Source organism: Undibacterium sp. TC4M20W (genome assembly GCF_049340245.1).
In the GTDB taxonomy this organism is placed as follows: Bacteria; Pseudomonadota; Gammaproteobacteria; order Burkholderiales; family Burkholderiaceae_D; genus Undibacterium.
Genome location: NZ_JBMPPI010000006.1, coordinates 220826 through 242259, shown reverse-complemented (window position 1 = coordinate 242259; position 21434 = coordinate 220826). Strand labels below are relative to the sequence as shown.

At 51.5% G+C, this 21434-nt stretch carries 20 protein-coding genes; 17 read left to right on the top strand and 3 right to left on the bottom strand.

Translation table 11 applies throughout. The features are described 5' to 3' along the window. Positions 1-63 precede the first annotated feature (63 nt). The gene (dnaK, locus tag ACO0LL_RS10660; protein ID WP_422950840.1) at positions 64-2004 is read right to left on the bottom strand and encodes a molecular chaperone DnaK; all 1941 of its coding nucleotides are present in this window, start codon (positions 2002-2004) and stop codon (positions 64-66) included. 141 nt (positions 2005-2145) lie between these two features. Then, positions 2146-2748 (bottom strand): nucleotide exchange factor GrpE, encoded by a 603-nt coding sequence (gene grpE, locus ACO0LL_RS10655; protein WP_422950839.1) that lies wholly within the window; start codon positions 2746-2748, stop codon positions 2146-2148. Between the two features lie 592 nt (positions 2749-3340). Here grpE and rfbB point away from each other — a divergent pair. The 17 genes from rfbB (at position 3341) to ACO0LL_RS10570 (ending at position 20189) form a co-directional block, all read left to right on the top strand. Then, positions 3341-4417: a dTDP-glucose 4,6-dehydratase gene (gene rfbB / locus ACO0LL_RS10650; protein ID WP_422950838.1), complete on the top strand. Its 1077-nt coding sequence runs from the start codon at positions 3341-3343 to the stop codon at positions 4415-4417. Then, positions 4414-5322: a glucose-1-phosphate thymidylyltransferase RfbA gene (gene rfbA, locus ACO0LL_RS10645; protein WP_232063086.1), complete on the top strand. Its 909-nt coding sequence runs from the start codon at positions 4414-4416 to the stop codon at positions 5320-5322. The genes rfbB and rfbA overlap by 4 nt, the downstream gene beginning before the upstream one ends. Before the next feature lie 17 nt (positions 5323-5339). Continuing rightward, positions 5340-5885 carry a dTDP-4-dehydrorhamnose 3,5-epimerase gene (gene rfbC, locus ACO0LL_RS10640; RefSeq protein WP_422950837.1) on the top strand — a complete coding sequence of 182 codons (546 nt, stop codon included), beginning with the start codon at positions 5340-5342 and terminating at the stop codon, positions 5883-5885. Next, positions 5882-6850 (top strand): dTDP-4-dehydrorhamnose reductase, encoded by a 969-nt coding sequence (gene rfbD / locus ACO0LL_RS10635; RefSeq protein WP_422950836.1) that lies wholly within the window; start codon positions 5882-5884, stop codon positions 6848-6850. The genes rfbC and rfbD overlap by 4 nt, the downstream gene beginning before the upstream one ends. Beyond that, positions 6847-7248 carry a sugar 3,4-ketoisomerase gene (locus ACO0LL_RS10630; protein ID WP_162060650.1) on the top strand — a complete coding sequence of 134 codons (402 nt, stop codon included), beginning with the start codon at positions 6847-6849 and terminating at the stop codon, positions 7246-7248. The genes rfbD and ACO0LL_RS10630 overlap by 4 nt, the downstream gene beginning before the upstream one ends. 115 nt (positions 7249-7363) lie before the next feature. Further along, positions 7364-8500 carry a DegT/DnrJ/EryC1/StrS family aminotransferase gene (locus ACO0LL_RS10625; protein ID WP_422950835.1) on the top strand — a complete coding sequence of 379 codons (1137 nt, stop codon included), beginning with the start codon at positions 7364-7366 and terminating at the stop codon, positions 8498-8500. Further along, entirely contained in the window at positions 8500-9747 is a 1248-nt protein-coding gene (locus ACO0LL_RS10620) for an O-antigen translocase (RefSeq protein WP_422950834.1), read from the top strand. The genes ACO0LL_RS10625 and ACO0LL_RS10620 overlap by 1 nt, the downstream gene beginning before the upstream one ends. Continuing rightward, positions 9734-11158: a hypothetical protein gene (locus tag ACO0LL_RS10615; RefSeq protein ID WP_422950833.1), complete on the top strand. Its 1425-nt coding sequence runs from the start codon at positions 9734-9736 to the stop codon at positions 11156-11158. The genes ACO0LL_RS10620 and ACO0LL_RS10615 overlap by 14 nt, the downstream gene beginning before the upstream one ends. Positions 11159-11173: 15 nt before the next feature. Further along, a complete protein-coding gene (locus ACO0LL_RS10610; RefSeq protein ID WP_422950832.1) occupies positions 11174-11965 on the top strand; it encodes a hypothetical protein in 792 nt (263 codons plus the stop codon). A gap of 3 nt (positions 11966-11968) precedes the next feature. Continuing rightward, positions 11969-12925: a UDP-glucose 4-epimerase family protein gene (locus ACO0LL_RS10605; RefSeq protein ID WP_422950831.1), complete on the top strand. Its 957-nt coding sequence runs from the start codon at positions 11969-11971 to the stop codon at positions 12923-12925. Positions 12926-12933: 8 nt separating this feature from the next. Continuing rightward, on the top strand, positions 12934-13494 hold the full coding sequence (locus ACO0LL_RS10600; protein ID WP_422950941.1) for a sugar transferase: 561 nt from the start codon (positions 12934-12936) through the stop codon (positions 13492-13494). 18 nt (positions 13495-13512) lie between these two features. Next, positions 13513-15441, top strand: a complete 1929-nt coding sequence (locus ACO0LL_RS10595) for a polysaccharide biosynthesis protein (protein ID WP_422950940.1) — start codon at positions 13513-13515, stop codon at positions 15439-15441. A 25-nt stretch (positions 15442-15466) separates the two neighbouring features. Continuing rightward, positions 15467-16843 (top strand): phosphomannomutase/phosphoglucomutase, encoded by a 1377-nt coding sequence (locus ACO0LL_RS10590; RefSeq protein WP_422950830.1) that lies wholly within the window; start codon positions 15467-15469, stop codon positions 16841-16843. A 176-nt stretch (positions 16844-17019) separates the two neighbouring features. After that, positions 17020-18021, top strand: coding sequence for a lipopolysaccharide heptosyltransferase I (gene waaC / locus ACO0LL_RS10585; RefSeq protein ID WP_422950829.1), 1002 nt, complete (start codon positions 17020-17022; stop codon positions 18019-18021). 182 nt (positions 18022-18203) lie between these two features. Beyond that, a complete protein-coding gene (locus ACO0LL_RS10580) occupies positions 18204-18584 on the top strand; it encodes a hypothetical protein (RefSeq protein WP_422950828.1) in 381 nt (126 codons plus the stop codon). Positions 18585-18665: 81 nt separating this feature from the next. Next, entirely contained in the window at positions 18666-19031 is a 366-nt protein-coding gene (locus ACO0LL_RS10575; RefSeq protein WP_422950827.1) for a DUF6717 family protein, read from the top strand. Positions 19032-19361: 330 nt separating this feature from the next. Continuing rightward, positions 19362-20189, top strand: a complete 828-nt coding sequence (locus tag ACO0LL_RS10570) for a helix-turn-helix domain-containing protein (protein ID WP_422950826.1) — start codon at positions 19362-19364, stop codon at positions 20187-20189. Positions 20190-20210: 21 nt separating this feature from the next. Here the strand turns inward: ACO0LL_RS10570 and ACO0LL_RS10565 are convergent, their stop codons facing one another. Next, positions 20211-21203 carry a proline dehydrogenase family protein gene (locus ACO0LL_RS10565; protein WP_422950825.1) on the bottom strand — a complete coding sequence of 331 codons (993 nt, stop codon included), beginning with the start codon at positions 21201-21203 and terminating at the stop codon, positions 20211-20213. Between the last annotated feature and the right edge of the window lie 231 nt (positions 21204-21434).

Sequence of the window (21434 nt, the reverse complement as noted above, 5' to 3'; positions counted from 1 at the left end):
GGGCAGGCACCGCAATGCGAGCCACCCGGCGCGTCATGACGGGCAAGCCCGTCAAAGTAGATATTACTTGCTGTCTTTGACTTCTTTGAAGTCAGCGTCAACTACATCGTCATCTTTAGGTTTGGCATCTGCACCGGCAGCGCCTGCACCACCGGCCGCACCTGCTGCTGCCTGTTGTGCCTGCATGTCGGCATAGACTTTTTCACCCAGCTTTTGTGATGCTGTGGACAATGCGCCCAGCTTGGTATCAATCTCAGCCTTGTCACCGGATTTCAAGACATCTTCCAGTTCCTTGATGGCGACTTCGATTTTCTCTTTTTCGCCAGCTTCCAGCTTGTCACCATGTTCAGCCAAAGCTTTTTTGGTGGAATGCACCAGCGCGTCACCCTGATTGCGGGACTCGGCCAGTTCCTTGACCTTTTTGTCTTCTTCCGCGTTCAGTTCAGCGTCTTTGACCATTTTCTGGATTTCATCTTCTGTCAAACCAGAGTTGGCCTTGATGGTGATCTTGTTTTCTTTGCCAGTGGCTTTGTCTTTTGCACCTACGTGCAAGATACCGTTAGCGTCGATGTCAAAAGTCACTTCAATCTGTGGTGTGCCACGTGCTGCTGGTGGAATACCTTCGAGATTGAATTCGCCCAGGCCTTTATTACCGGCCGCGATTTCACGTTCACCCTGATAAACCTTGATCGTCACCGCAGGCTGGTTGTCATCTGCAGTAGAGAACACCTGGCTGAACTTGGTCGGGATAGTCGTATTTTTCTGGATCATTTTGGTCATGACGCCGCCCAGGGTTTCGATACCCAGAGACAAAGGTGTCACATCCAGCAACAACAGATCTTTACGGTCACCAGACAAGACAGAACCCTGGATCGCTGCACCAACGGCAACGGCTTCATCAGGGTTCACGTCTTTACGTGGTTCTTTACCAAAGAATTCCTTGACCACGTCTTGCACTTTAGGCATACGTGTCATACCACCAACGAGGATGATGTCGTCGATGTCTGTCGTTTTCACGCCTGCATCCTTGATCGCCATGCGGCAAGGATCTATCGTTTTCTGGATCAGTTCTTCTACCAGGGCTTCCAGCTTGGCACGTGTGATTTTCAAATTCAAATGCACAGGTGCGCCGTTTGCCATGGCGATGTAAGGCTCGTTGATCTCAGTCTGTTGCGAGCTCGACAATTCTATCTTTGCGCGTTCGGCAGATGCCTTGATACGTTGCAAAGCGATAGGGTCTTTGGACAGGTCCAGACCATTGATCTTTTTGAATTCGTCGATGATGTAATCGATGATGCGTTGATCGAAATCTTCACCACCAAGGAAAGTATCGCCGTTTGTAGACAATACTTCGAATTGCATTTCGCCATCTACGTCAGCGATTTCAATGATGGAAACGTCGAAAGTACCGCCGCCCAAGTCATATACAGCAATCTTGCGGTCGCCTTTTTCTTTTTTGTCCAGACCAAAGGCCAGCGCAGCAGCAGTTGGCTCATTGATAATGCGCTTGACATCCAGACCGGCGATACGGCCAGCGTCTTTGGTTGCCTGACGTTGTGCATCATTAAAGTAAGCAGGAACAGTGATGACCGCTTCTGTCACTTCTTCACCGAGGTAATCCTCAGCGGTTTTTTTCATTTTGCGCAAAACTTCTGCAGAGATTTGCGGTGGAGCCAGTTTTTTGTCGCGCACGGACACCCATGCGTCGCCATTGTCAGCTTTGGAAATGGAATAAGGCATCAGACCGATGTCTTTTTGCACTTCTTTTTCTTCGAACTTACGACCGATCAAGCGTTTTACCGCGAACAGTGTGTTCTTAGGATTTGTAACAGCCTGGCGTTTGGCGGATGCGCCAACCAGGATTTCGCCGTCTTCTTGATACGCAATAATGGAAGGCGTAGTACGTGCACCCTCTGCATTTTCTATCACTTTTGGCTGGCCGCCTTCCATGATAGCAACGCAAGAATTGGTAGTACCCAAATCAATACCAATCATTTTTCCCATGATAATTCCCTCAGAATGTAGATTTTTTTGTCAATGTTGGTGAGTCAGTGCAATTTTTTGCTGTAACTGACTCGTCTGTTTCGGATATATGGTAAAAAACACGCTTTTCAAGCGACTTTTGCGTGTATTTTTACGCTTTTCTTACTTTCCTTGCGCTACTGTCACTAAAGCCGGACGCAATAAACGGTCGGCAATGCTATAGCCTTTTTGCAATACTGTCACAACGGTATTTGCCTCTTGCTCGGCAGGCACCATGGAGATGGCCTGGTGTTTCATCGGGTCCAGCTTATCGCCCTGAACCGGGTTGACTTCGGTCAGACGATTTTTTTCAAATGCTGAGCTGAGTTGCTTCAAAGTCATTTCCACGCCTTCTTTCAGCGCTTCTATGGATGGTGTATCAATCTTCAGGGCCATTTCCAGACTATCCTTGACCGGCACCATGGCTTCGGCAAAGCCTTCTATCGCAAATTTATGCGCCTTGCTGATATCTTCCTGGGCGCGGCGGCGGATGTTTTCACCCTCGGCCTTGGCACGCATGAACGAATCTTGCAATTCTTGCACTTTTGCTTCCAGTTTGGCAATGACTTGCTCGGCGGTGTCCTGTACAGGCGCTGCAGCCTGGGCAGCTTCTGGTGCGGATGTCTGCACCGTTTCACCTTGAACTACGCCGTCCAGTTGAACTTCCGGCGCGGTGGCTTCTTTTATTTCTACCTTTTCCGCTTGCTGGTTTTCTTGCTCTTGCATACTTACTCTCCCGATCAAAAACGTACATTACCCCTGCATCTGGGGATATATCCTTACGATTTCAAGGCTTTATCAGCAAATTTTCCTGAACATCCCATATTTGCGCCTGTTTGCCACAACATGGGGGCTTTCGAGCTACCTGCAAGCTACATTTAATGTACAAACGAACACATTTCGTAACAAAGTCAAAACAATTCATTACTGGCATATGCCGTGCTGCCTCCTAAAATGGTAATTAAGAAATATCTCCATTGGAGGTCTCATCATGAAACTCTCACTCATCTCCCTGCTCTTGCTGGCCTATACCGTTGCCACCGTCGCCTGGATCTGCCTTTCGCAGACAAACCCGCTGGCCTCTTAATCCATCAAGACATAGCAACATTTTCATATTGGCAAGTTTGTAAGCCCGCCCGCTACTTTGCTGCGCGCTGTTACACGCTGCCCCGGGCTGTCTGTACATAAACAATTGCCAAAACATATTAAATAAACGCATAGATTAGTAGGCCCCTTCAACGAAAGCGCGCTCTTCTCAAGTAAAATCGCCTGTTGCGAGCAATTCAGCAGATTTCAGCGATTATTAGAGGAGTGAGGCATGATTTTTGTCACAGGGGGCGCAGGTTTCATCGGTGCCAATTTTGTTCTGGACTGGCTGGCCCAGTCAGATGAGTCCGTACTCAATTACGACAAACTGACCTATGCCGGTAATTTGAACAACCTGGCCAGCCTGAATAATGACGCACGCCATGTGTTTGTCAAAGGTGACATCGTTGATAGCGCGCATCTGTGCGGCTTGTTTTTTGAATATCAACCCAGGGCTATCGTCCACTTCGCGGCAGAAAGCCATGTAGATCGCTCCATCCATGGCCCGGCAGCCTTTGTAACGACCAATGTCAACGGCACCTTCAACCTGCTGGAAGCGGCACGCACTTACTGGCAAAGCCTGGAAGGCGAAGACAAGGCCAACTTCCGTTTCCTGCATATTTCTACTGATGAAGTATATGGCACGCTGGCCGCAGATGATGCGGCATTCAGCGAAACCACAGCTTACGCACCGAACAGCCCTTATTCAGCCACCAAGGCAGCGTCCGACCATCTGGTACGCGCATATCACCATACCTATGGTTTGCCGGTACTGACGACCAATTGCTCAAACAATTATGGCCCTTACCATTTTCCGGAAAAACTGATACCGCTGATCATAGCCAATGCCCGCGCAGGCAAAGATTTGCCAGTATATGGCGATGGCTTGCAAGTACGTGACTGGTTGTATGTGAAGGACCATTGCGCCGCAATCCGCCGCGTGCTCGACGCTGGCAAACCCGGAGAAACCTATAACGTCGGTGGCTGGAATGAGCAAACCAATTTGAGCGTGGTACATACCCTGTGTGAATTGCTTGACGAGCTGCAACCCAAGGCACAGGGCAGCTATAAAGACCAGATCAGGCATGTGACAGACAGGCCAGGCCATGACCGTCGCTATGCGATTGATGCCCGCAAGATAGAAAAAGAACTGGGCTGGAAACCACAAGAGACTTTCGCTACCGGCCTCAGAAAAACCGTGGAATGGTATCTGGCCAATGATGAATGGACCAAGCAGGTACAGTCTGGCGAATACCTGAAGTGGGTAGCGCTGCAATATGAAGAAGATGAAGACGGGGACGTAGTATGAGTGGCAACAACATGGCCAGTACTTCGGCACGCAAAGGCATTATCCTGGCGGGTGGCTCTGGCACGCGCCTGTATCCAGTGACCCAGGCGATATCCAAGCAATTGCTGCCTGTGTATGACAAGCCCATGATTTACTACCCGCTGACATCACTGATGCTGGCGGGGATACGCGACATCCTGATTATTTCTACACCGCAGGACACGCCGCGCTTTGCGGAATTGCTAGGTAATGGCAATCAATGGGGCATACAACTGAGTTATGCAGTCCAGCCTTCGCCCGATGGCCTGGCACAAGCCTTTATCATAGGTCGTGAATTTGTAGGCAATGCCAGCACAGCACTGATACTCGGTGACAATATCTATTACGGCCATGATTTTGAGCCGCAAATGCGCCAGGCTGATGCGCAGCAAAGCGGTGCCACCGTATTTGCCTACCATGTGCAAGATCCTGAACGCTATGGCGTCGTTGAATTCAATGAGAAACGTCAGGCTATCAGCATAGAAGAAAAACCGAAGACACCGAAATCGAATTACGCTGTCACTGGCCTGTATTTCTATGACAACCAGGTCTGTGACATCGCCGCCAGCATCAAGCCTTCGGCCCGGGGCGAACTTGAAATTACTGACGTCAATAATGAATACCTGAAACAGGGTACGCTGAACGTCGAGCTGATGGGGCGCGGCATGGCCTGGCTTGATACCGGCACCCATGAATCCCTGCTCGAAGCCGGACAATTCATCGCCACGATAGAAAAGCGCCAGGGCCTGAAAGTAGCCTGCCCTGAAGAAATTGCCTACCGCCGCCATTACATCAGTGATGCCGATCTCGAAAAACTCGCGCAGCCACTGAAGAAAAATGAATATGGTCAGTATCTGTTGAAGTTACTGGACAAGAAAGCGTATTGATAGATGAGAGTTTTACGATGAAAGTGGTAGAAACCGGCTTGCCCAGCGTATTGATACTGGAACCCCGGGTTTTTGGCGATGACCGTGGCTTTTTCTATGAAAGCTTTAATGCCCGCACCTTTGCCGAGCTGACAGGCCTGGATGTCAATTTTGTCCAGGATAATCATTCCAAATCAGCCAAAAATGTCTTGCGCGGCCTGCATTACCAGATACAGCAAAGCCAGGGCAAACTGGTGCGTGTGATTGCCGGTGAAGTCTTTGATGTCGTCGTTGATCTGCGCAAGTCTTCACCGACTTTTGGCAAGTCTGAAGCTGTCGTCCTGTCTGGCGAAAACAAGCGCCAGTTGTGGATACCGCCAGGCTTTGCCCATGGCTTTTTAGTCACCAGCGACAGCGCAGAATTTTTGTACAAGACCACCGATTACTGGGCACCGGAGCAAGAACGCTGCCTGCTGTGGAATGACCCGGTACTGGACATCAACTGGCCCTTGCAGGATGCACCACTGCTGTCTGGCAAAGACCAGTTAGGCAAGTTGCTGGCAGACGCCGAGGTCTTTGCATGAGGATATTATTGACAGGCACGAGCGGGCAACTGGGCCATGCTCTCTTACCACGTCTGCCTGCAACGGCGATCATCCATGCGCCGCAAAGAGCAGAACTGGATTTGAGCAATGCCGCGCAATTGCGACTGTGCATCGCCGACTTCAAGCCTGATCTGATCATCAATCCGGCTGCTTATACAGCGGTAGATCTGGCCGAGAGCGAAGCAGAAAAGGCACATGCCATCAATGCGACTGCACCCGCCATCATGGCAGAAGAAGCTCGCAAGCTTGGTGCAGGCCTCATCCATTATTCGACAGATTATGTGTATGCCGGAGACAAGGCAGATGCCGCAGGCAACTGGCAAGCTTATGCTGAAACTGATGCGACGGGCCCCTTGAATGTATATGGCAAAACCAAACTGGCTGGGGAACAGGCCATCATCGCCAGCGGTTGCCAGCACCTGATCTTGCGCACCAGTTGGGTGTATTCAAACTTTGGCAAGAATTTTTTCCTGACCATGCTGAAGCTGGCGCGTGAACGCGATCAATTGCGCGTCGTCAACGACCAGTGGGGTACGCCCAATTCGGCTGACTGGCTGGCTGTTGCTACTTGCGAGATACTGGCGCAATTGCAGCAATCCACAGATGCGGTGGCATGGTGGCAGCAATTTGGTGGTGTGTATCATCTGAGTGCCACAGGCGCAACCAACTGGTTTGACTTTGCCACCGCCATCATAGAACTGGCAGACCAGCAAAACAAACTGGGCAAAGCTGCGCCGCAGATCACCGGCATACCGGCCAGTGAATATCCTGTGCCTGCGCGCCGCCCGCATAACTCTTTATTGAATACAGAAAAATTGCAGGCTGCTTTTGGATTGTCCATACCAGACTGGCGCACCACACTGGATGCCTGCATGCAAAGCGTGCAAGCGCCTACTTTTGCATCACCCCATACAACAACTCAAGCTCAAGGTCAGACCACGTGAAACTGCAAATGATACCTATGCGCGTGCTCGGTGATGAGCGCGGCAGCCTGGTCGCCGTTGAGGCCAATCAGGACATCCCTTTTCCTATCGCCAGGGTTTACTATATTTTTGGTACGCTGGAAGGTGTGGAACGCGGCTTTCATGCCCACAAGACCTTGCAGCAAGTGGCAGTGGCAGTACGTGGTTCCTGCACCATGGTGTTTGATGATGGCAAAGAGCGCGTCGAACTGGAACTTGATTCGCCGGCCAAGGGTGTTTATATAGGCACACGCATCTGGCATGAAATGAAAAATTTCACTGAAGATTGCGTCTTGCTGGTGTTTGCTGATCAGCACTATGACGAGGCAGATTATTTGCGCAAGTATGATGAGTTTTTGAAGTTCATAGAAACCACTTGAATTAGTAAACCACAAAAAAACCTCTCACCACAGAGGCACAGAGATACAGAGAAATTCGTAAGAGAAAATCCATGCAAACTCTCTGTGTCTCCATTCTTTTGAACGAATGGATAATATGAAACCTATACCTTATCTGGAACTCAAGCCTCAGCATCAGGATTTGCGAGCAGAGTTGAATCAGGCTTTTAATGAAGTATTGGATAGCGGCTGGTTCATCCAGGGCAAGCAGCTGGAAGCCTTTGAAACTGAATATGCTGCTTACTGCGGCAGCCAGTATTGCGTTGGTGTCGGCAATGGCATGGATGCACTGCACCTGATCTTGCGTGCCTATGGCATAGGTGAAGGTGATGAAGTCATCGTACCTTCGAATACTTATATCGCCAGCTGGCTGGCGGTGTCGTATGCAGGTGCCACGCCAGTGGCAGTTGAGCCTGATCTGCCCACCTATAATATCGATCCGCAAAAAATCGCCGCGGCCATCACGCCGCGCACCAAGGCCATCATGGTCGTGCATCTGTATGGTCAGTTGGTGGATATGGACCCGGTACTGGCCATCGCCCGCGAGCATGGTTTGAAAGTCATTGAAGATGCGGCGCAATCACATGGCGCGACCTACAAGGGTCGCATTTCTGGCAGCATAGGTGATGCGGCCGGCCATAGTTTTTACCCAGGCAAAAACCTCGGTGCACTCGGTGACGCCGGTGCGGTGACCACGAACGATGCAGAGCTCGCGCACAAGCTCAGGGTCTTGCGCAACTATGGTTCGCAAATCAAATACCATAATGAAGTCAAGGGCTATAACTCACGCCTTGATGAATTGCAGGCAGCTTTGCTGCGGGTAAAACTGCACAGGCTTGATGGCTGGAATGTACAGCGCCGTGCACTGGCACAGCAATATCAGGAAGGCTTGAAAGACTTGCCTGGTCTGGTGATACCTTTTGTGCCCGAGTGGTCTGAACCGGCCTGGCATGTTTACCCGGTACGTTATGCACAACGCGATGCTCTGCAAAAACACTTGCAGCAGGCAGGCATAGGCACGCTGGTGCACTACCCTATTCCGCCACATCTGCAGGCAGCTTATGCTGAACTGAATTTGCCTGCAGGCAGCTTCCCGCTGTCAGAGCTGGTACACCGCGAAATCCTGAGCCTGCCGCTGGACCCGTATCTGGCATCTGAAGATGCCAGCCGCGTCATCGCCGCTGTACGCGAATTCGCCCTGCAAGCTGACTCGGCTACCTCAGTTACCAGATAATGACACTGGTACGTACCAGCCTGTTAAATGCAATTGCTGTCATGGTCAGGATGCTGACCATGCTGGGCCTGAACAAACTGCTGGCAGTGTATGTAGGGCCAGGCGGCTATGCCGTCATAGGCCAGTTCCAGAATGCCGTAACCATGATCTTGTCATTTGCCAGTGGTGCGATTTCCACAGGCGTGACCAAATACACTGCTGAACATGGCGACGATGCCGCTGCCCAGCAAAGAGTATGGGCCAGCGCGGCGCGTATCTCGCTGTATTGTTCACTGGCGGCGTCTGTCGTCATTGCGGTATTTCACCAGCAACTGGCGGTATTGCTCTTAAAAGATGCGCAGTATGGCAGTGTGTTTTTATGGCTGGCTGCCAGCCTGGTGCTGTTTGTCTTGAATACGCTGTTACTGGCGATTTTGAATGGCAAGAAAGCAGTCGCGGCCTATGTAGGTGCCAATATCGCGACCAGCATAGTCACCCTGCTGGCAACCTGGTTGCTGGCCAGCGTCTGGGGCCTGTATGGTGCGCTGGTCGCGCTGGCAGTGAACCAGTCTTTCGTCGCCATCATCACACTCATCCTCTGCCTGCGCAGCAAGTGGTTCAACATTGGCATGCTGTTTGCAAAGGCAGATAAAGACATGCTGCGCAAACTAGGCGCGTATGCGCTGATGGCTGTTGTCACGGCCACGGTCGTGCCGCTGAGCCAGATGCTGATACGCAATCACCTGGTGCAGGACTTTGGCTGGCAAGATGCTGGTTACTGGCAGGCGGTGACACGCATCAGTGATATTTACCTGATGCTGATCACTACTACGCTGACGGTGTATTACCTGCCGCGCCTGGCAGAAATCAAGGCTGCGGCAGAATTGAAGAAAGAAATCGCCCGCGTGTATCGTTTCGTTTTGCCATTGACAGCACTGGGTGCGGTCATGGTCTATCTCTTGCGTGACCTCATGCTGTGGCTGGTGTTCACTGAAGAATTTCGCCCCATGTTGCAACTACTGGCCTGGCAACTGGTGGGCGACTTTATCAAGATAGGTAGCTGGGTGCTGGGCTTTGTCATGCTGGGCCGGGCGCTAACCACACCTTATGTGATTACCGAGATCGTCTTCAGCCTGTCGCTGGTTATCCTGACTTATCTGCTGACCCCGGCATTTGGCTTGCAAGGTGCAGTCATTGCTTTTTGCATTAACTATGTATTGTATTGGGCATGTATCGCCTGGATTTTAAAAAAATATGCCTACCGCTGAACGCTCACCCAAGCTCACCAGTTTTATACAGGCATGCGTCGCCCGTGTACTCGCGGCGGGCGAACTCGATAGCTGCGTGCGGCGTGCACGCGCGCTGGGCGAGCTGCTATGGAAAAACAATCTGGGCCAGTATGCCTTGGTTGAACTGGAACAGGCTTTACTGCAAAGCTACCAGCATTTATTCACAGCGCCGGCACAAACAGACATCAAGGCAACTTATCTGCATGTATTGAGCCAGGCTTACACCGCCAGCGGCCATACCCGCGTAGTTGAGCACCTGATCGCCAGCCAGGCCTTGCAGGATTCTGCAGTACTGGTAACAGAAAAAGCACCGCCTGCTACCTGGGAAAAGCTGAGTACACCCGGCCATCCCTGCATCTGCCTGCCCAGGTACAGAGACAGGCAAGAAAAGATACAGGCCTTGCTGAATCAATTTGCACAATACAAAATCCTTGTGCTGCATATCCACCCTTATGACATCGATGCTGTCGTCGCGGCAGGATTAGCCAGGCAATTGTGCGGCACCCGCATTTATATGTACAACCATGCTGACCATGTATTTTCTTATGGTCACGGCATCGCAGATGTAGTGCTGGAACTCAGTTATTTTGGCTGGGAACTCAGCAAGTTGCGCGGCACGCATGAGAAATGCGTGTTTGCCGGTATCCCGCTCAAGTTGCTGGATGCCACTGCCGAGCGGCAGGAAAATACTACCGGCCACATCGCCAGCGCAGGATCAGCCTATAAATATAAACCCGGTGGCGCGTATTCCTTCCCTGATTTTGCAGTGCAACTACAAGCCAGAACAGGCCGCAAGCTGATGTTGATAGGCCCCAACCTGAAAACCAACTGGTGGTGGTGGAAGCCTGCACGGCAGATGGGCGAGCAGGCGATTTTCCGCCAGCGCATGGCATATCAGGATTATCTGGCCTGTATGCACGATGCCAGTGTGTATGTCGATAGTTTTCCGCTGACCGGTGGCACGGCCTTCCCGGAAATGGCAGTCAAGGGCCTGCCCTGCTTTGGCATATTGACAGGCGCGCACGGCTATTCCCCGGCAGACCAGCTCAAATCAGGCAGTCAGGATACCTTGCTGGATGATATGGATTATTATCTGCAACAAAAGCAGCAACGCTCCGGCTTAGACCAGGCTGTCATACTGCAAGAAATCAGGCAAGCGCACGGCATAGAACAGGTTGCACGCCGCATCAGTATGGCAGAAACAGCGAATGCGCAAGAAAAACAGCCGCCATGGTTAAATCCGGCACCTATAAACTGTGATTTCTATGAGAAAATCTGGTACACAAGGAAATTGTTCACGCCGCCCATCCATAATTTCCCTGACTGGAAACTGGGCGTATTATTTTTAAAGTATTGGATACAAAGTCGGCAGCTTGGTCACCAGACTTAGTGCCGCAGCTAATTTATGATACATGTCGCAATCGTCAGCCACGGCCATGAAAACCTGCTTATCGCAAGCGGCATGGGTGGCCTGCGCGATGCCGCTGAAGGCATGCATGTATGGATCAAGGATAATCAGCCTTCGCCGGAGTTGAGAGCCTATTGCCTGCAACATGGCGTTTCTTACGTGGACGATAAACCTGGCCTGGGCTTTGGTGAAAACAATAATTACCTGTTTGACCTGATCAGCAGCAGCATAGGTTTTGCTGAAGGTGACAGCTTTATCGTCATGAACCCCGACATCACCATCAATGCTGACACCATCTTCACGCTGGTCGAGAACATGCGGCGTGATGCCTTTCCGGTGGCGACCATCAATCTGTACCGCGATGACCAGCACCTGTATGTGGATGCGAATGTACGCCGCTTCCCGAATGTGATTTCCCTGTTGCGCATGGTGGCGGTACGCTCCCTGTCCGAGCCTTACGACAAGAAAACCATGACAGAAACCTGCCATGTCGATTGGGCTTCTGGTGCCTTCCTGGCTTTTGATGCACTGCACTATCAGGCGTTGCAAGGTTTTGATACCCGCTATTTCATGTATTTTGAAGATGTGGATATCTGTTACCGCTCCAAGCAATTGCTGGGCAAGGGCATACGTTTTTATCCACAACTCGATGCCACCCACACTGCCGCCCACAAAAACCGCAACCTGGTGTCACGCCATGCGAGCTGGTTTTTCCGCAGCTTCCTCAAATTTTTGTCGCGCCGCTATTTTGTCTATGACAGGCGGTCGAATTTGCCTGCTGCCAAATAAGGTATGAAGCAGCAAATTTTGTTGACCGGTGCCAGCGGCTTTGTCGGCCAGGCTCTTGCCCGCGCCTGCCTGGCCCAGGATGTTGCCCTGATTTGCCCCAGCCGCCGTCCCCTGGCCTGGCAGGATGCAGACATGCGCAATCCCATTGTCAGCGATATGAGTGCGGACACTGACTGGTCTGCCCATTTGCAAGGCGTGGATATCGTCATCCATAGCGCAGCGCGGGTACATGTGATGCAAGAGACAGCCAGCGACCCTCTCGCGCAGTTCCGTGCTGTGAATGTCGATGCCAGCCTGCAACTGGCGCGCCAGGCAGCAGCGGCGGGCGTCAGGCAATTTATTTACCTGAGTTCAGTCAAAGTGAATGGCGAAGCGACCTTGCCAGGTCATCCATATACCGCTGATGACCAGCCCTTGCCGCAAGATGCCTATGGCATATCCAAAATGGAGGCCGAACAGGCTTTGCTGCAACTGGCACAGGCAACTGGCATGGCTGTCACCATCATACGCCCGCCACTGGTGTATGGGCCGGGCGTCAAGGCCAATTTCCTGAGCATGCTGCGGATGGTGCGCCGTGGCCTGCCTTTGCCCTTGGGCAGCATACGCAACCAGCGCAGCTTTGTGTATCTTGGTAATCTGGTTGATCTTGTCCTGCATTGCCGTTTGAACGAAGCGGCGCGCAACCAGGTTTTCCTCGCATCTGATGGCAGAGATTTATCGACGACAGAATTATTGCGCCTGTGCGCGCAGGCCTTGCAAGTCAAGTCGCGGCTATTGCCGTTCCCTGCTGCTTTGCTGACAATCGCAGCCAGCATGCTGGGCAAGAAAAATGTCGCTGACCGCTTGTGCCAGTCATTGCAAGTCGATATCAGCAAGACCAGAAAGCTGCTGGCCTGGTCGCCGCCCTATACCGTAGAACAAGGCTTGCAGGTCACAGCTGCAGCCATACCTGTTAAATGAAGAATATGTTGAAGCGCCTTTTCGATCTCGTCCTTGCACTGACAGCCAGCCTGTTTTTGATGATACCTTTGATCATCGTTGCCATCTGCGTCAAACTTACTTCACGTGGCCCTATGGTTTATTGGTCAGACCGGGTCGGGCGTAATAATGTCATCTTCAAGATGCCCAAGTTTCGCAGCATGCTGATTGATACACCCGCAGTGGCTACTCACTTGCTGAGTAATCCAGACCAATACCTGACGCCCATAGGCTCTTTCCTGCGCAAATCCAGCCTTGATGAATTACCGCAATTGTGGAGCATACTGCGTGGCGACATGAGTTTTGTCGGCCCGCGTCCTGCCCTGTACAACCAGCATGACCTGATTGCCCTACGCACTGAAAAGCAAGTACATACTATCCCGCCTGGCCTGACGGGTTGGGCACAGATCAATGGCAGGGATGAATTACCTATTCCTGTCAAAGTGGATCTGGATGCGTATTACCTGCAGCATCAGTCCTTCATGCTGGATATCCGCATCTTGTTCTTGACCTTTTACAAGGTGGTGCGTCGTGATGGTGTTACACATTAATAAGGCTGCGCTATCATGATGCAATCCGTACTCAATCTGCCCCGTCTGCAAAAACAGTTGATAGCCGCCCTGGCCGATGCCATCTGCCTGCCGCTGATGTTTATCCTGGCGATCTGGCTGCGTTATGAAACCTTTAATGCCAGCCTGTTCAATCATTACTTCTGGCTCATCGTTTCTTCTTCCCTGATCGCCATACCGGTATTCATACGCATAGGCTTGTACCGTGCCGTGATCCGTTTCATCGACCAGAAAATCATTAGCGTAGTGGTCTTTGGCGTCACGCTGTCGGTGCTGTTCATGGCGTTTGTGGCGGTGATGCTGCATATCACGCCTTTGTCGCGTGCGGTGTTTGGTTTTTTCTGGGCAGGTTCCATCCTGTATGTGGGTGCCAGCCGTTTCCTGGCCAGGGCCTGGCTGTTGCAGGCTGACATGGCAGAGAACGCCACCCGCATTGCCATCTATGGGGCAGGCAAGGCTGGTGCGCAACTGGCTACTGCCCTGCGTGCCGGTGGTGAGTATGTGTGCACCGCCTTCATTGACGACAATAAATCCATACAGGGTTCTACCATAGGTGGCGTCAAAGTATTTGCACCTGAATTGTTGAAGGACCTGGCTGAACGCCACGACATACGCGAAATCCTGTTGGCCATGCCCAGCATCAGCAAGACCAGACAAAAGCAGATACTTGACCAGCTAGAATCGCTGAAACTCAAGATCAAAGTCACGCCATCAATACAAAGCCTAGTGAATGGTGAATTGCGTTTGCAGGATATACGCGAAGTAGAGATAGAAGATTTGCTGGGCCGTGATCAGGTAGAGCCTGATGCCCGCCTGCTGAGTATCTGCATCACTGGCAAGCGTGTCATGGTGACCGGAGCTGGTGGCTCGATAGGTTCTGAACTATGCCGCCAGATTTTGCGCCAGCGCCCCGCCAAACTGGTCTTGCTGGAAATGTCGGAATACGCCCTGTATGCCATAGAGCAGGAATTGACTGGCCTGTGCCAGCAACTGAAGCTGGATGTAGAGATTTTACCTTTCCTCGGTTCCATACTCGACAGCGCCAAGCTTGACCGAATCTTCACCACCTGTGAAGTTGAGACCCTGTATCACGCTGCCGCCTACAAGCATGTGCCACTGGTAGAACATAACCCGGCTGAAGGCATACGCAATAATGTGTTTGGCACCCTGTCCGTCGCACAGGCGGCGATGGCGGCAAAGGTCAAGAATTTTGTGCTGATTTCTACTGACAAGGCAGTACGCCCGACCAATGTCATGGGTGCGACCAAGCGCCTGGCCGAACTGATCTTGCAAGCCTGCTCACGCCGCCAGCAACATACCCGTTTTTGCATGGTGCGCTTTGGTAATGTGCTGGGATCATCCGGCTCGGTCGTCCCCTTGTTCCGCAGGCAGATCATGGCAGGTGGCCCCATCACTTTGACCCATCCAGAAATCACCCGCTATTTCATGACCATCCCCGAAGCCGCGCAACTGGTCTTGCAAGCCGGGGCCATGGGCGAAGGCGGTGATGTGTTTGTACTCGATATGGGCGAACCAGTACGTATCATCGACCTCGCACGCCGCATGGTGCATCTGAGCGGGCTCGAAGTGAAGAGTGAAAGCACGCCCGATGGCACCATAGAAATCCAGCACGTAGGCCTGCGCCCCGGTGAAAAACTGTATGAAGAATTGCTGATAGGCGACAATGTTGAAGGCACTTCGCACCCGCTGATCATGCGCGCCCAGGAGAGCGAGTTGCCATGGGATCAACTGAATGCCCTGTTACAAAACCTGCAGACTGCCTGCACCGCCTTTGATTATGAGCAAATCCGTGCCCTGCTGCTGCAAATAGTGGCAGAATATGAACCACAATGCGGTATTGAAGACCTGATCTGGCAAGCCCAGCAAACTGGCCCCAAAGACCAGACGGCCACCGGGCTGCTCCACTGAATCTTTTTACTATAGAAAAATAATCATGTCCCTACTCTCCCCCAGCATATTCAAAGCCTACGATATTCGCGGCATCATCGATAAAACCCTGGATGCCGAAGTTGCCCACCTGATAGGCCAGGCCTTTGGCAGCGCCGCCATCGCCAAAGGTGAAAAAGCCGTGGTCATAGGCCGCGATGGCCGCTTGTCCGGCCCGGATCTCATCACCGCGCTGGCCAAGGGTTTGCAATCGACAGGCGTGGATGTCATCGACCTGGGCGTGGTCGTCACCCCCATGGTTTACTTTGGCACCAATGTACTGGGCGCCACGTCCGGCATTATGGTCACAGGCAGCCACAACCCGCCTGATTACAATGGTTTCAAAATGGTGCTGGCGGGTGAAGCAATTTATGGCGATGCCATTCAAGCGCTATACCAAACCATATTGAATAAAGATTTCAAACAAGGCAGTGGCAACTACCGCACGCATGATATCAAGGCGACTTATCTTGAGCGCATCATCGGCGACGTCAAAGTCGCCCGCCCACTGAAAATTGCCGTCGATTGCGGCAATGGCGTGGCTGGTGCTTTTGCCGGTGAGTTGTATCGCGGCATGGGTTGTGAAGTCATAGAACTGTTTTGCGAAGTCGATGGCACTTTTCCCAACCACCATCCTGATCCAGCCCACCCGGAAAACCTGCAAGACCTGATACGCTGCCTGCAAACCACCGATGCAGAAATAGGCCTGGCATTTGATGGCGATGGTGACCGTCTTGGTGTTGTCACCAAGGATGGACAGATCATCTACCCTGACCGCCAGCTCATGCTGTTTGCCGAAGACGTATTGACACGCAACCCCGGCGCGCAGATTTTGTATGACGTCAAATGCACCCGCCATATCGCCCCTTGGGTCAAGGCACGCGGCGGCGTCCCGTTGATGTGGAAAACCGGCCATTCCCTGGTCAAGGCCAAGCTGCGCGAAACCGGCTCGCCTCTCGGTGGTGAAATGAGCGGCCATGTTTTCTTCAAAGACCGCTGGTATGGTTTTGATGATGGCCTGTATGCTGGCGCCCGCCTGCTGGAACTCGTCAGCCGCGTAGCCGACATGACAGCCACACTGAACAACTTGCCACAATCAACTTCAACACCAGAACTGCAATTGCAACTGGCTGAAGGCGAAAACTTCAAGATCATCGCCGCCATGCAAGCGAATGCCAGCTTCCCAGGTTCCGATGAAATCATCACCATCGATGGCCTGCGCGTTGAATATCCAGACGGCTTCGGCCTGGCCCGCTCATCCAACACCACTCCTGTGATTGTCATGCGCTTCGAAGCCGAAAATCCCGAAGCACTGGCACGCATACAGGGCGCAATGAAGCAGGCTGTGCTGGCTGTGAAGCCAGATGCAAAATTGCCGTATTAATTTATATAAACCTGCAAGCTCACCACAGAGACACGGAGACACAGAGGGGCACAGAGGAAAACCGAAAAGATAAAGGAAAGGTAATCAAATTTATCGCCTTTATCCTTTGAGGTTTTCTCTTGTTTTTCTCTGTGCCTCTGTGTCTCTGTGGTGAGATTTTTGGTCTTACTACTATTGTGAAAATCCTTCTTGTTCGCGTTTCGTCGTTGGGCGATGTTTTGCATAATATGCCCATCGTGGATGACTTGCGTCGCCAGTTTCCGCAGGCGCGTATAGACTGGGTGGTGGAAGAAGCCTATGTGCAACTGGTGCGCCTGAATCCTGGTGTAGATCAGGTATTCCCCTTCGCCCTGCGCCGCTGGCGCAAGAGTCTGGGGCAGGCGGCAACACGGCAAGAGATCAGGAATTTCTTTCGCCAATTACGGCAAGAGCAATATGACCTGGTACTCGATACCCAGGGCTTGCTCAAAACCGGCATCATCATGGGCCTGGCAAAAACCGTCAAAGGCGGCAAGAAAGTCGGTCTGGCCAATGGTACTGAGGGTTCGGGCTATGAAGGCATTTCCAGAATCTTCCACGACATCAGCGTACCGGTAGACAAACGCACCCACGCCGTCCTGCGCGGCCGTCTGGTCGCCGCTGTGGCTGGCGGCTATACCGTCAACACACCCGCCAGCTTTGGCTTGCAGGCACCGGATATACCCGCTGACCAGCATGCATGGCTGCCAGCTACCCCTTATGCAGTGTTCTTCCATGGCACTGCCGGCGCAGCCAAGAAATGGCCGCGAGAGAATTGGCAGGCGATTGCCGCCGAATTAAAAAACTACGAATTGCCAATACTGCTGCCCTGGGGCAGTGCTGCAGAAAAAACCGAAGCAGAAGAGATGGCAGCCATCATGCCTAATGCAACCGTCTTGCCTGCATTATCCATGCAAGCCGCAACCCTGCTGGCGCAAAAAGCACGTCTGGCTATTGGTGTCGATACAGGCCTGACGCATATCGCCGCAGCTTATGAAACCCCGACCATAGAAATCTATTGCGCTTCACCGCGCTGGAAAACTGAAGGTAACTGGTCGGATAAGATTATTAATCTTGGGGATAGCGGGGAGCCTGCGACTGTTGACGAGGTTCGCGGGGCGATTGGCATACTAATGAGAGCAACCAGCACACAACAATAGCCAGGCGCTTAGGAATAAACTCTTCCACTTAGTAACGTCATTCCAGCGTGCCTTTAGCTGGAATCCACCGGGCTGGCGCTCCAGTGGCGTTCATAGTACGTCACATAAGGTATTTACTTCATGCCCGTACAACTTTACACACTAAATTTTCAAATACCTTCGTAAGTCATTTACTCATTTTTATGCAAATAGATCAGATTACATTGCTCTTGATCATCCCGAATGCCCTTATGCTACTTCACGGTTTAAGGAGCGTTTTCAGACGCGATTCAGGTAATACTGTAGCAGCATGCTGCCTTGCCATCAGTTTGACCATGCTGGCTTTGGTCGTCTCTGTCACCCTGACTTATTCCTGGGCACCAGCCAAAGAACTCAAGGATGATTACTTTGCGGCATATTTACCAGTATCCGTCTTCACCCTGATTTTCACTCAGCATATTTGGAGAAGAAAGCCCGCTTTATGGCAAATACTTCTTGCAATATTCTTCAGTGCCATCATCTTTTGTATTATGGCCCCTTATGCTGCAATATTGACGGCGTGTGCTTGCGGTGACTGTCTGTAAAAGCAGCACAGACATCATCGTCAGCAGATAAATAGCTGATGATGCCACAGTGAGTAACTCAAATTTGACAGGCAAATACAAATGAATTCGATCAACATCATCGCCCCCTACAAATACCGCGACAGTTGGGTATTTGATGATGAGCGTGTAGGCCTGCTGCAAGAGCCTTTCGTGTGCGGCGCAGACACAATGATAGACAAGGTAGTTGCCACAATTCCTGACCCAGAATCAGGTTTTATCATGCTTTTTTCTGCGATCGCCTTCCCTGGTCACCAGATAAAACTCTCCTGGAGCAGGGAGGACTGTGACGGCAACTGGTATTTTTCAGAACAATTGGATATGGAAGGATGGCTATGCCCTGCTTTGTTTGAATATTTTGATGAAGCACCAAAAGAAATTTATGTGCAGGTCAAGGCAAGGAATAATCCCGTTATCAAACCTGTTTAAATCAAATCAAGCAAACAATCTTATACTTGAAGACAGCATACAAGCTGCGTTGCAATTTTTCTCCTATGAGCAACGTATTGAGAGTACTGGCTTCGTCGTCACGCCTTGCTGGAACAATTTTATGTAAGTCCTAATTGATTTGGAAATATTGTCATACCCATGCATACAAATTTATTGGCTTTTTTAATCAGCCCTGTGGGACTGTGTTTAATAATACCGCCCATTCTCATGCTAGATAAACTTCGCCGATTTGCCATTAGCTCCCTATCGATGTCAGGAAAATGCCAGATACGGTAAAATGAAACCCCGCCTGTCAATATACCGCGAACCATGGCATCCCCTTCCAGCCACAGCGCTTCACCCCATTTCTGGCGCGACGAACAGTTGCCTTTTGTCGAGATGCGGTCTATCAAGGGAGCGCGTAGCATAGCTTATGCGAAACACTCGCATGAGAGCTTTTCCATTGGCGCAATCACCGGCGGAAAGAGTACCTACCTGAACGGCAAAATGAAAGAGCAGGTAGCTGCAGGAACGGTCGTCATTATCAATCCTGAAGAGATACACGCCTGCAATCCCGTTGTTGATGAACCCTGGTCTTACCACATGCTGTATGTCGATCATGCATGGTTGGCAGCGCTTCAGCAGGAACTTGGCTTCAGTGCCAATGCTGACTTCAGGCCGTTTTCAACAATATCGACCAATTCCCTGTTTGTGGAATTGACCTCTCTATGTGCGATGTTAGCGGATGAACATGCGGATCAATTGCAAAAACATGGCGCTGTCATCGATTTTTTCTCAATGCTGCAAAACCGGCTTGATCCTGCATCCACCAGCAACAAGGATGCCAACGTCAAGCTCGTGCGCGCGGCGGAATTCATCAAGGAAAACTTCAAGCGTAGCTTTAAGCTTGAAGAAATCTGCGCCGCTGCCGAATTGTCACCAGCCTATCTGATACGCGCATTCAAGCATCAATTCGGCATGACGCCTCATGCCTATCTGATCAATCACCGTATTCAACAGGGCCGCGCCCAGCTCAGACGCGGCCATGCCATCGCCGACATTGCCATCGACACTGGGTTCTCGGATCAGGCGCATTTCCAGCGCGCTTTTAAACAGCATCTGGCAGCCACACCTGGTCAGTATCGGGGCCGCGGATAGACTCATACCTTCATAAGCGAATTATGATGATGCTGCCATGACGTCGATCACCGCCTGATATAGGCGCACAGGTTCCTCTGCAATGCGGTTGAGTACATAAAGAAAATATTCTTCGCCAAACACCGCATATTCCCGCGTCACAAATCCACGTCTTTGCAAGCTGTCAAGCAAATCAGTACCAAGACCGATCAGGGATTCAAATTCATAGCTATCGCGCCGCACATCCTCGCTTGAGATAAAAGCAGATAATTCTTCTTGAATTTGAGCATCATGGGTCGCTATCGAACATTGATGGCCGCTCGAGAGCAAGGTCTTTGCGTAGCGTCGATAGCAGGCTGCAAGTTCAGGGCTATTGCGGCTGTAAGCAATATTTTCTGCCTCCAGAAATGCGCCCTTGACCAGGCGAATTCTTCCCGGATATGTCATCAGCACAGGAAGATCCTGCTCGGTGCGATGCAGCTTGGCGGGCACGGTAATGCCAATATTGCTCAGACCCGCCTCCGTATGCAAGCGGCCATAGGTCGCGTAAATATTATCAGCACGATCCGATCCCTCCATCGAAATCATGACCTCGCGCCCCACCGATGCTGCGGCTGTAGCGATGCGTTTCACATTTTGAAAACCAAGTTCCGCATCAATCACTGATCCTACGTGCGACAGGTCCAGGGAAATCGAACAGCGCAAGTTCAGTCTGTCGATAGCCGCGATCAATTCAAGGAATATGGCTGTTTCAGCCAGCGCCTTGCCCTCGTCCCGACAACTTTCCCCCATGTATTCAGCCGACCCGGCATGACCTCTTGCATTGATTTGCTGTATGCGCCGCAACAAATCTTGAATTGTCTCGCCAGCGACATAGCGCTTGGCCACGCGTTGCATATAGGGACGTAAGATTGGATCGTCACAAAACCGCGCCTTGGCTTTTTCATCCAGTGCCAATTGGCGAAGTTCATTCGCTGCCTGAGCAACCAGTGGCTGCCATGCCGCCGGAAATTTTGGCAAATTTGATACTGTCATGTTCAACTCCGATCGAAAAATGGAAAGGAGTCAATGGTGGCGGGATACTTCGCCAAAGTATTGAAGAAAACTGCCCTCTTCCTAAGTTCGCGTCAAAGCGTAGGTGCGCAACACTGCCAGGTAACACGATGATGATTGCCGCACCAGGTAATAAATGTGTAATTGCCAGCTTAACAGACGTCCGCAGCCAACTTTAGCTTCTCACATCCATCTGGACCGCATGCGATTGGC

What these genes read in the sequence shown, in the direction of transcription:
- dnaK (WP_422950840.1), bottom strand. Translation starts at nt 2,004, where the DNA reads ATGGGAAAAATGATTGGTATTGATTTGGGTACTACCAATTCTTGCGTT.
- grpE (WP_422950839.1), bottom strand. Translation starts at nt 2,748, where the DNA reads ATGCAAGAGCAAGAAAACCAGCAAGCGGAAAAGGTAGAAATAAAAGAA.
- rfbB (WP_422950838.1), top strand. Translation starts at nt 3,341, where the DNA reads ATGATTTTTGTCACAGGGGGCGCAGGTTTCATCGGTGCCAATTTTGTT.
- rfbA (WP_232063086.1), top strand. Translation starts at nt 4,414, where the DNA reads ATGAGTGGCAACAACATGGCCAGTACTTCGGCACGCAAAGGCATTATC.
- rfbC (WP_422950837.1), top strand. Translation starts at nt 5,340, where the DNA reads ATGAAAGTGGTAGAAACCGGCTTGCCCAGCGTATTGATACTGGAACCC.
- rfbD (WP_422950836.1), top strand. Translation starts at nt 5,882, where the DNA reads ATGAGGATATTATTGACAGGCACGAGCGGGCAACTGGGCCATGCTCTC.
- ACO0LL_RS10625 (WP_422950835.1), top strand. Translation starts at nt 7,364, where the DNA reads ATGAAACCTATACCTTATCTGGAACTCAAGCCTCAGCATCAGGATTTG.
- ACO0LL_RS10620 (WP_422950834.1), top strand. Translation starts at nt 8,500, where the DNA reads ATGACACTGGTACGTACCAGCCTGTTAAATGCAATTGCTGTCATGGTC.
- ACO0LL_RS10615 (WP_422950833.1), top strand. Translation starts at nt 9,734, where the DNA reads ATGCCTACCGCTGAACGCTCACCCAAGCTCACCAGTTTTATACAGGCA.
- ACO0LL_RS10610 (WP_422950832.1), top strand. Translation starts at nt 11,174, where the DNA reads ATGATACATGTCGCAATCGTCAGCCACGGCCATGAAAACCTGCTTATC.
- ACO0LL_RS10605 (WP_422950831.1), top strand. Translation starts at nt 11,969, where the DNA reads ATGAAGCAGCAAATTTTGTTGACCGGTGCCAGCGGCTTTGTCGGCCAG.
- ACO0LL_RS10595 (WP_422950940.1), top strand. Translation starts at nt 13,513, where the DNA reads ATGCAATCCGTACTCAATCTGCCCCGTCTGCAAAAACAGTTGATAGCC.
- ACO0LL_RS10590 (WP_422950830.1), top strand. Translation starts at nt 15,467, where the DNA reads ATGTCCCTACTCTCCCCCAGCATATTCAAAGCCTACGATATTCGCGGC.
- ACO0LL_RS10580 (WP_422950828.1), top strand. Translation starts at nt 18,204, where the DNA reads ATGCAAATAGATCAGATTACATTGCTCTTGATCATCCCGAATGCCCTT.
- ACO0LL_RS10575 (WP_422950827.1), top strand. Translation starts at nt 18,666, where the DNA reads ATGAATTCGATCAACATCATCGCCCCCTACAAATACCGCGACAGTTGG.
- ACO0LL_RS10570 (WP_422950826.1), top strand. Translation starts at nt 19,362, where the DNA reads ATGGCATCCCCTTCCAGCCACAGCGCTTCACCCCATTTCTGGCGCGAC.
- ACO0LL_RS10565 (WP_422950825.1), bottom strand. Translation starts at nt 21,203, where the DNA reads ATGACAGTATCAAATTTGCCAAAATTTCCGGCGGCATGGCAGCCACTG.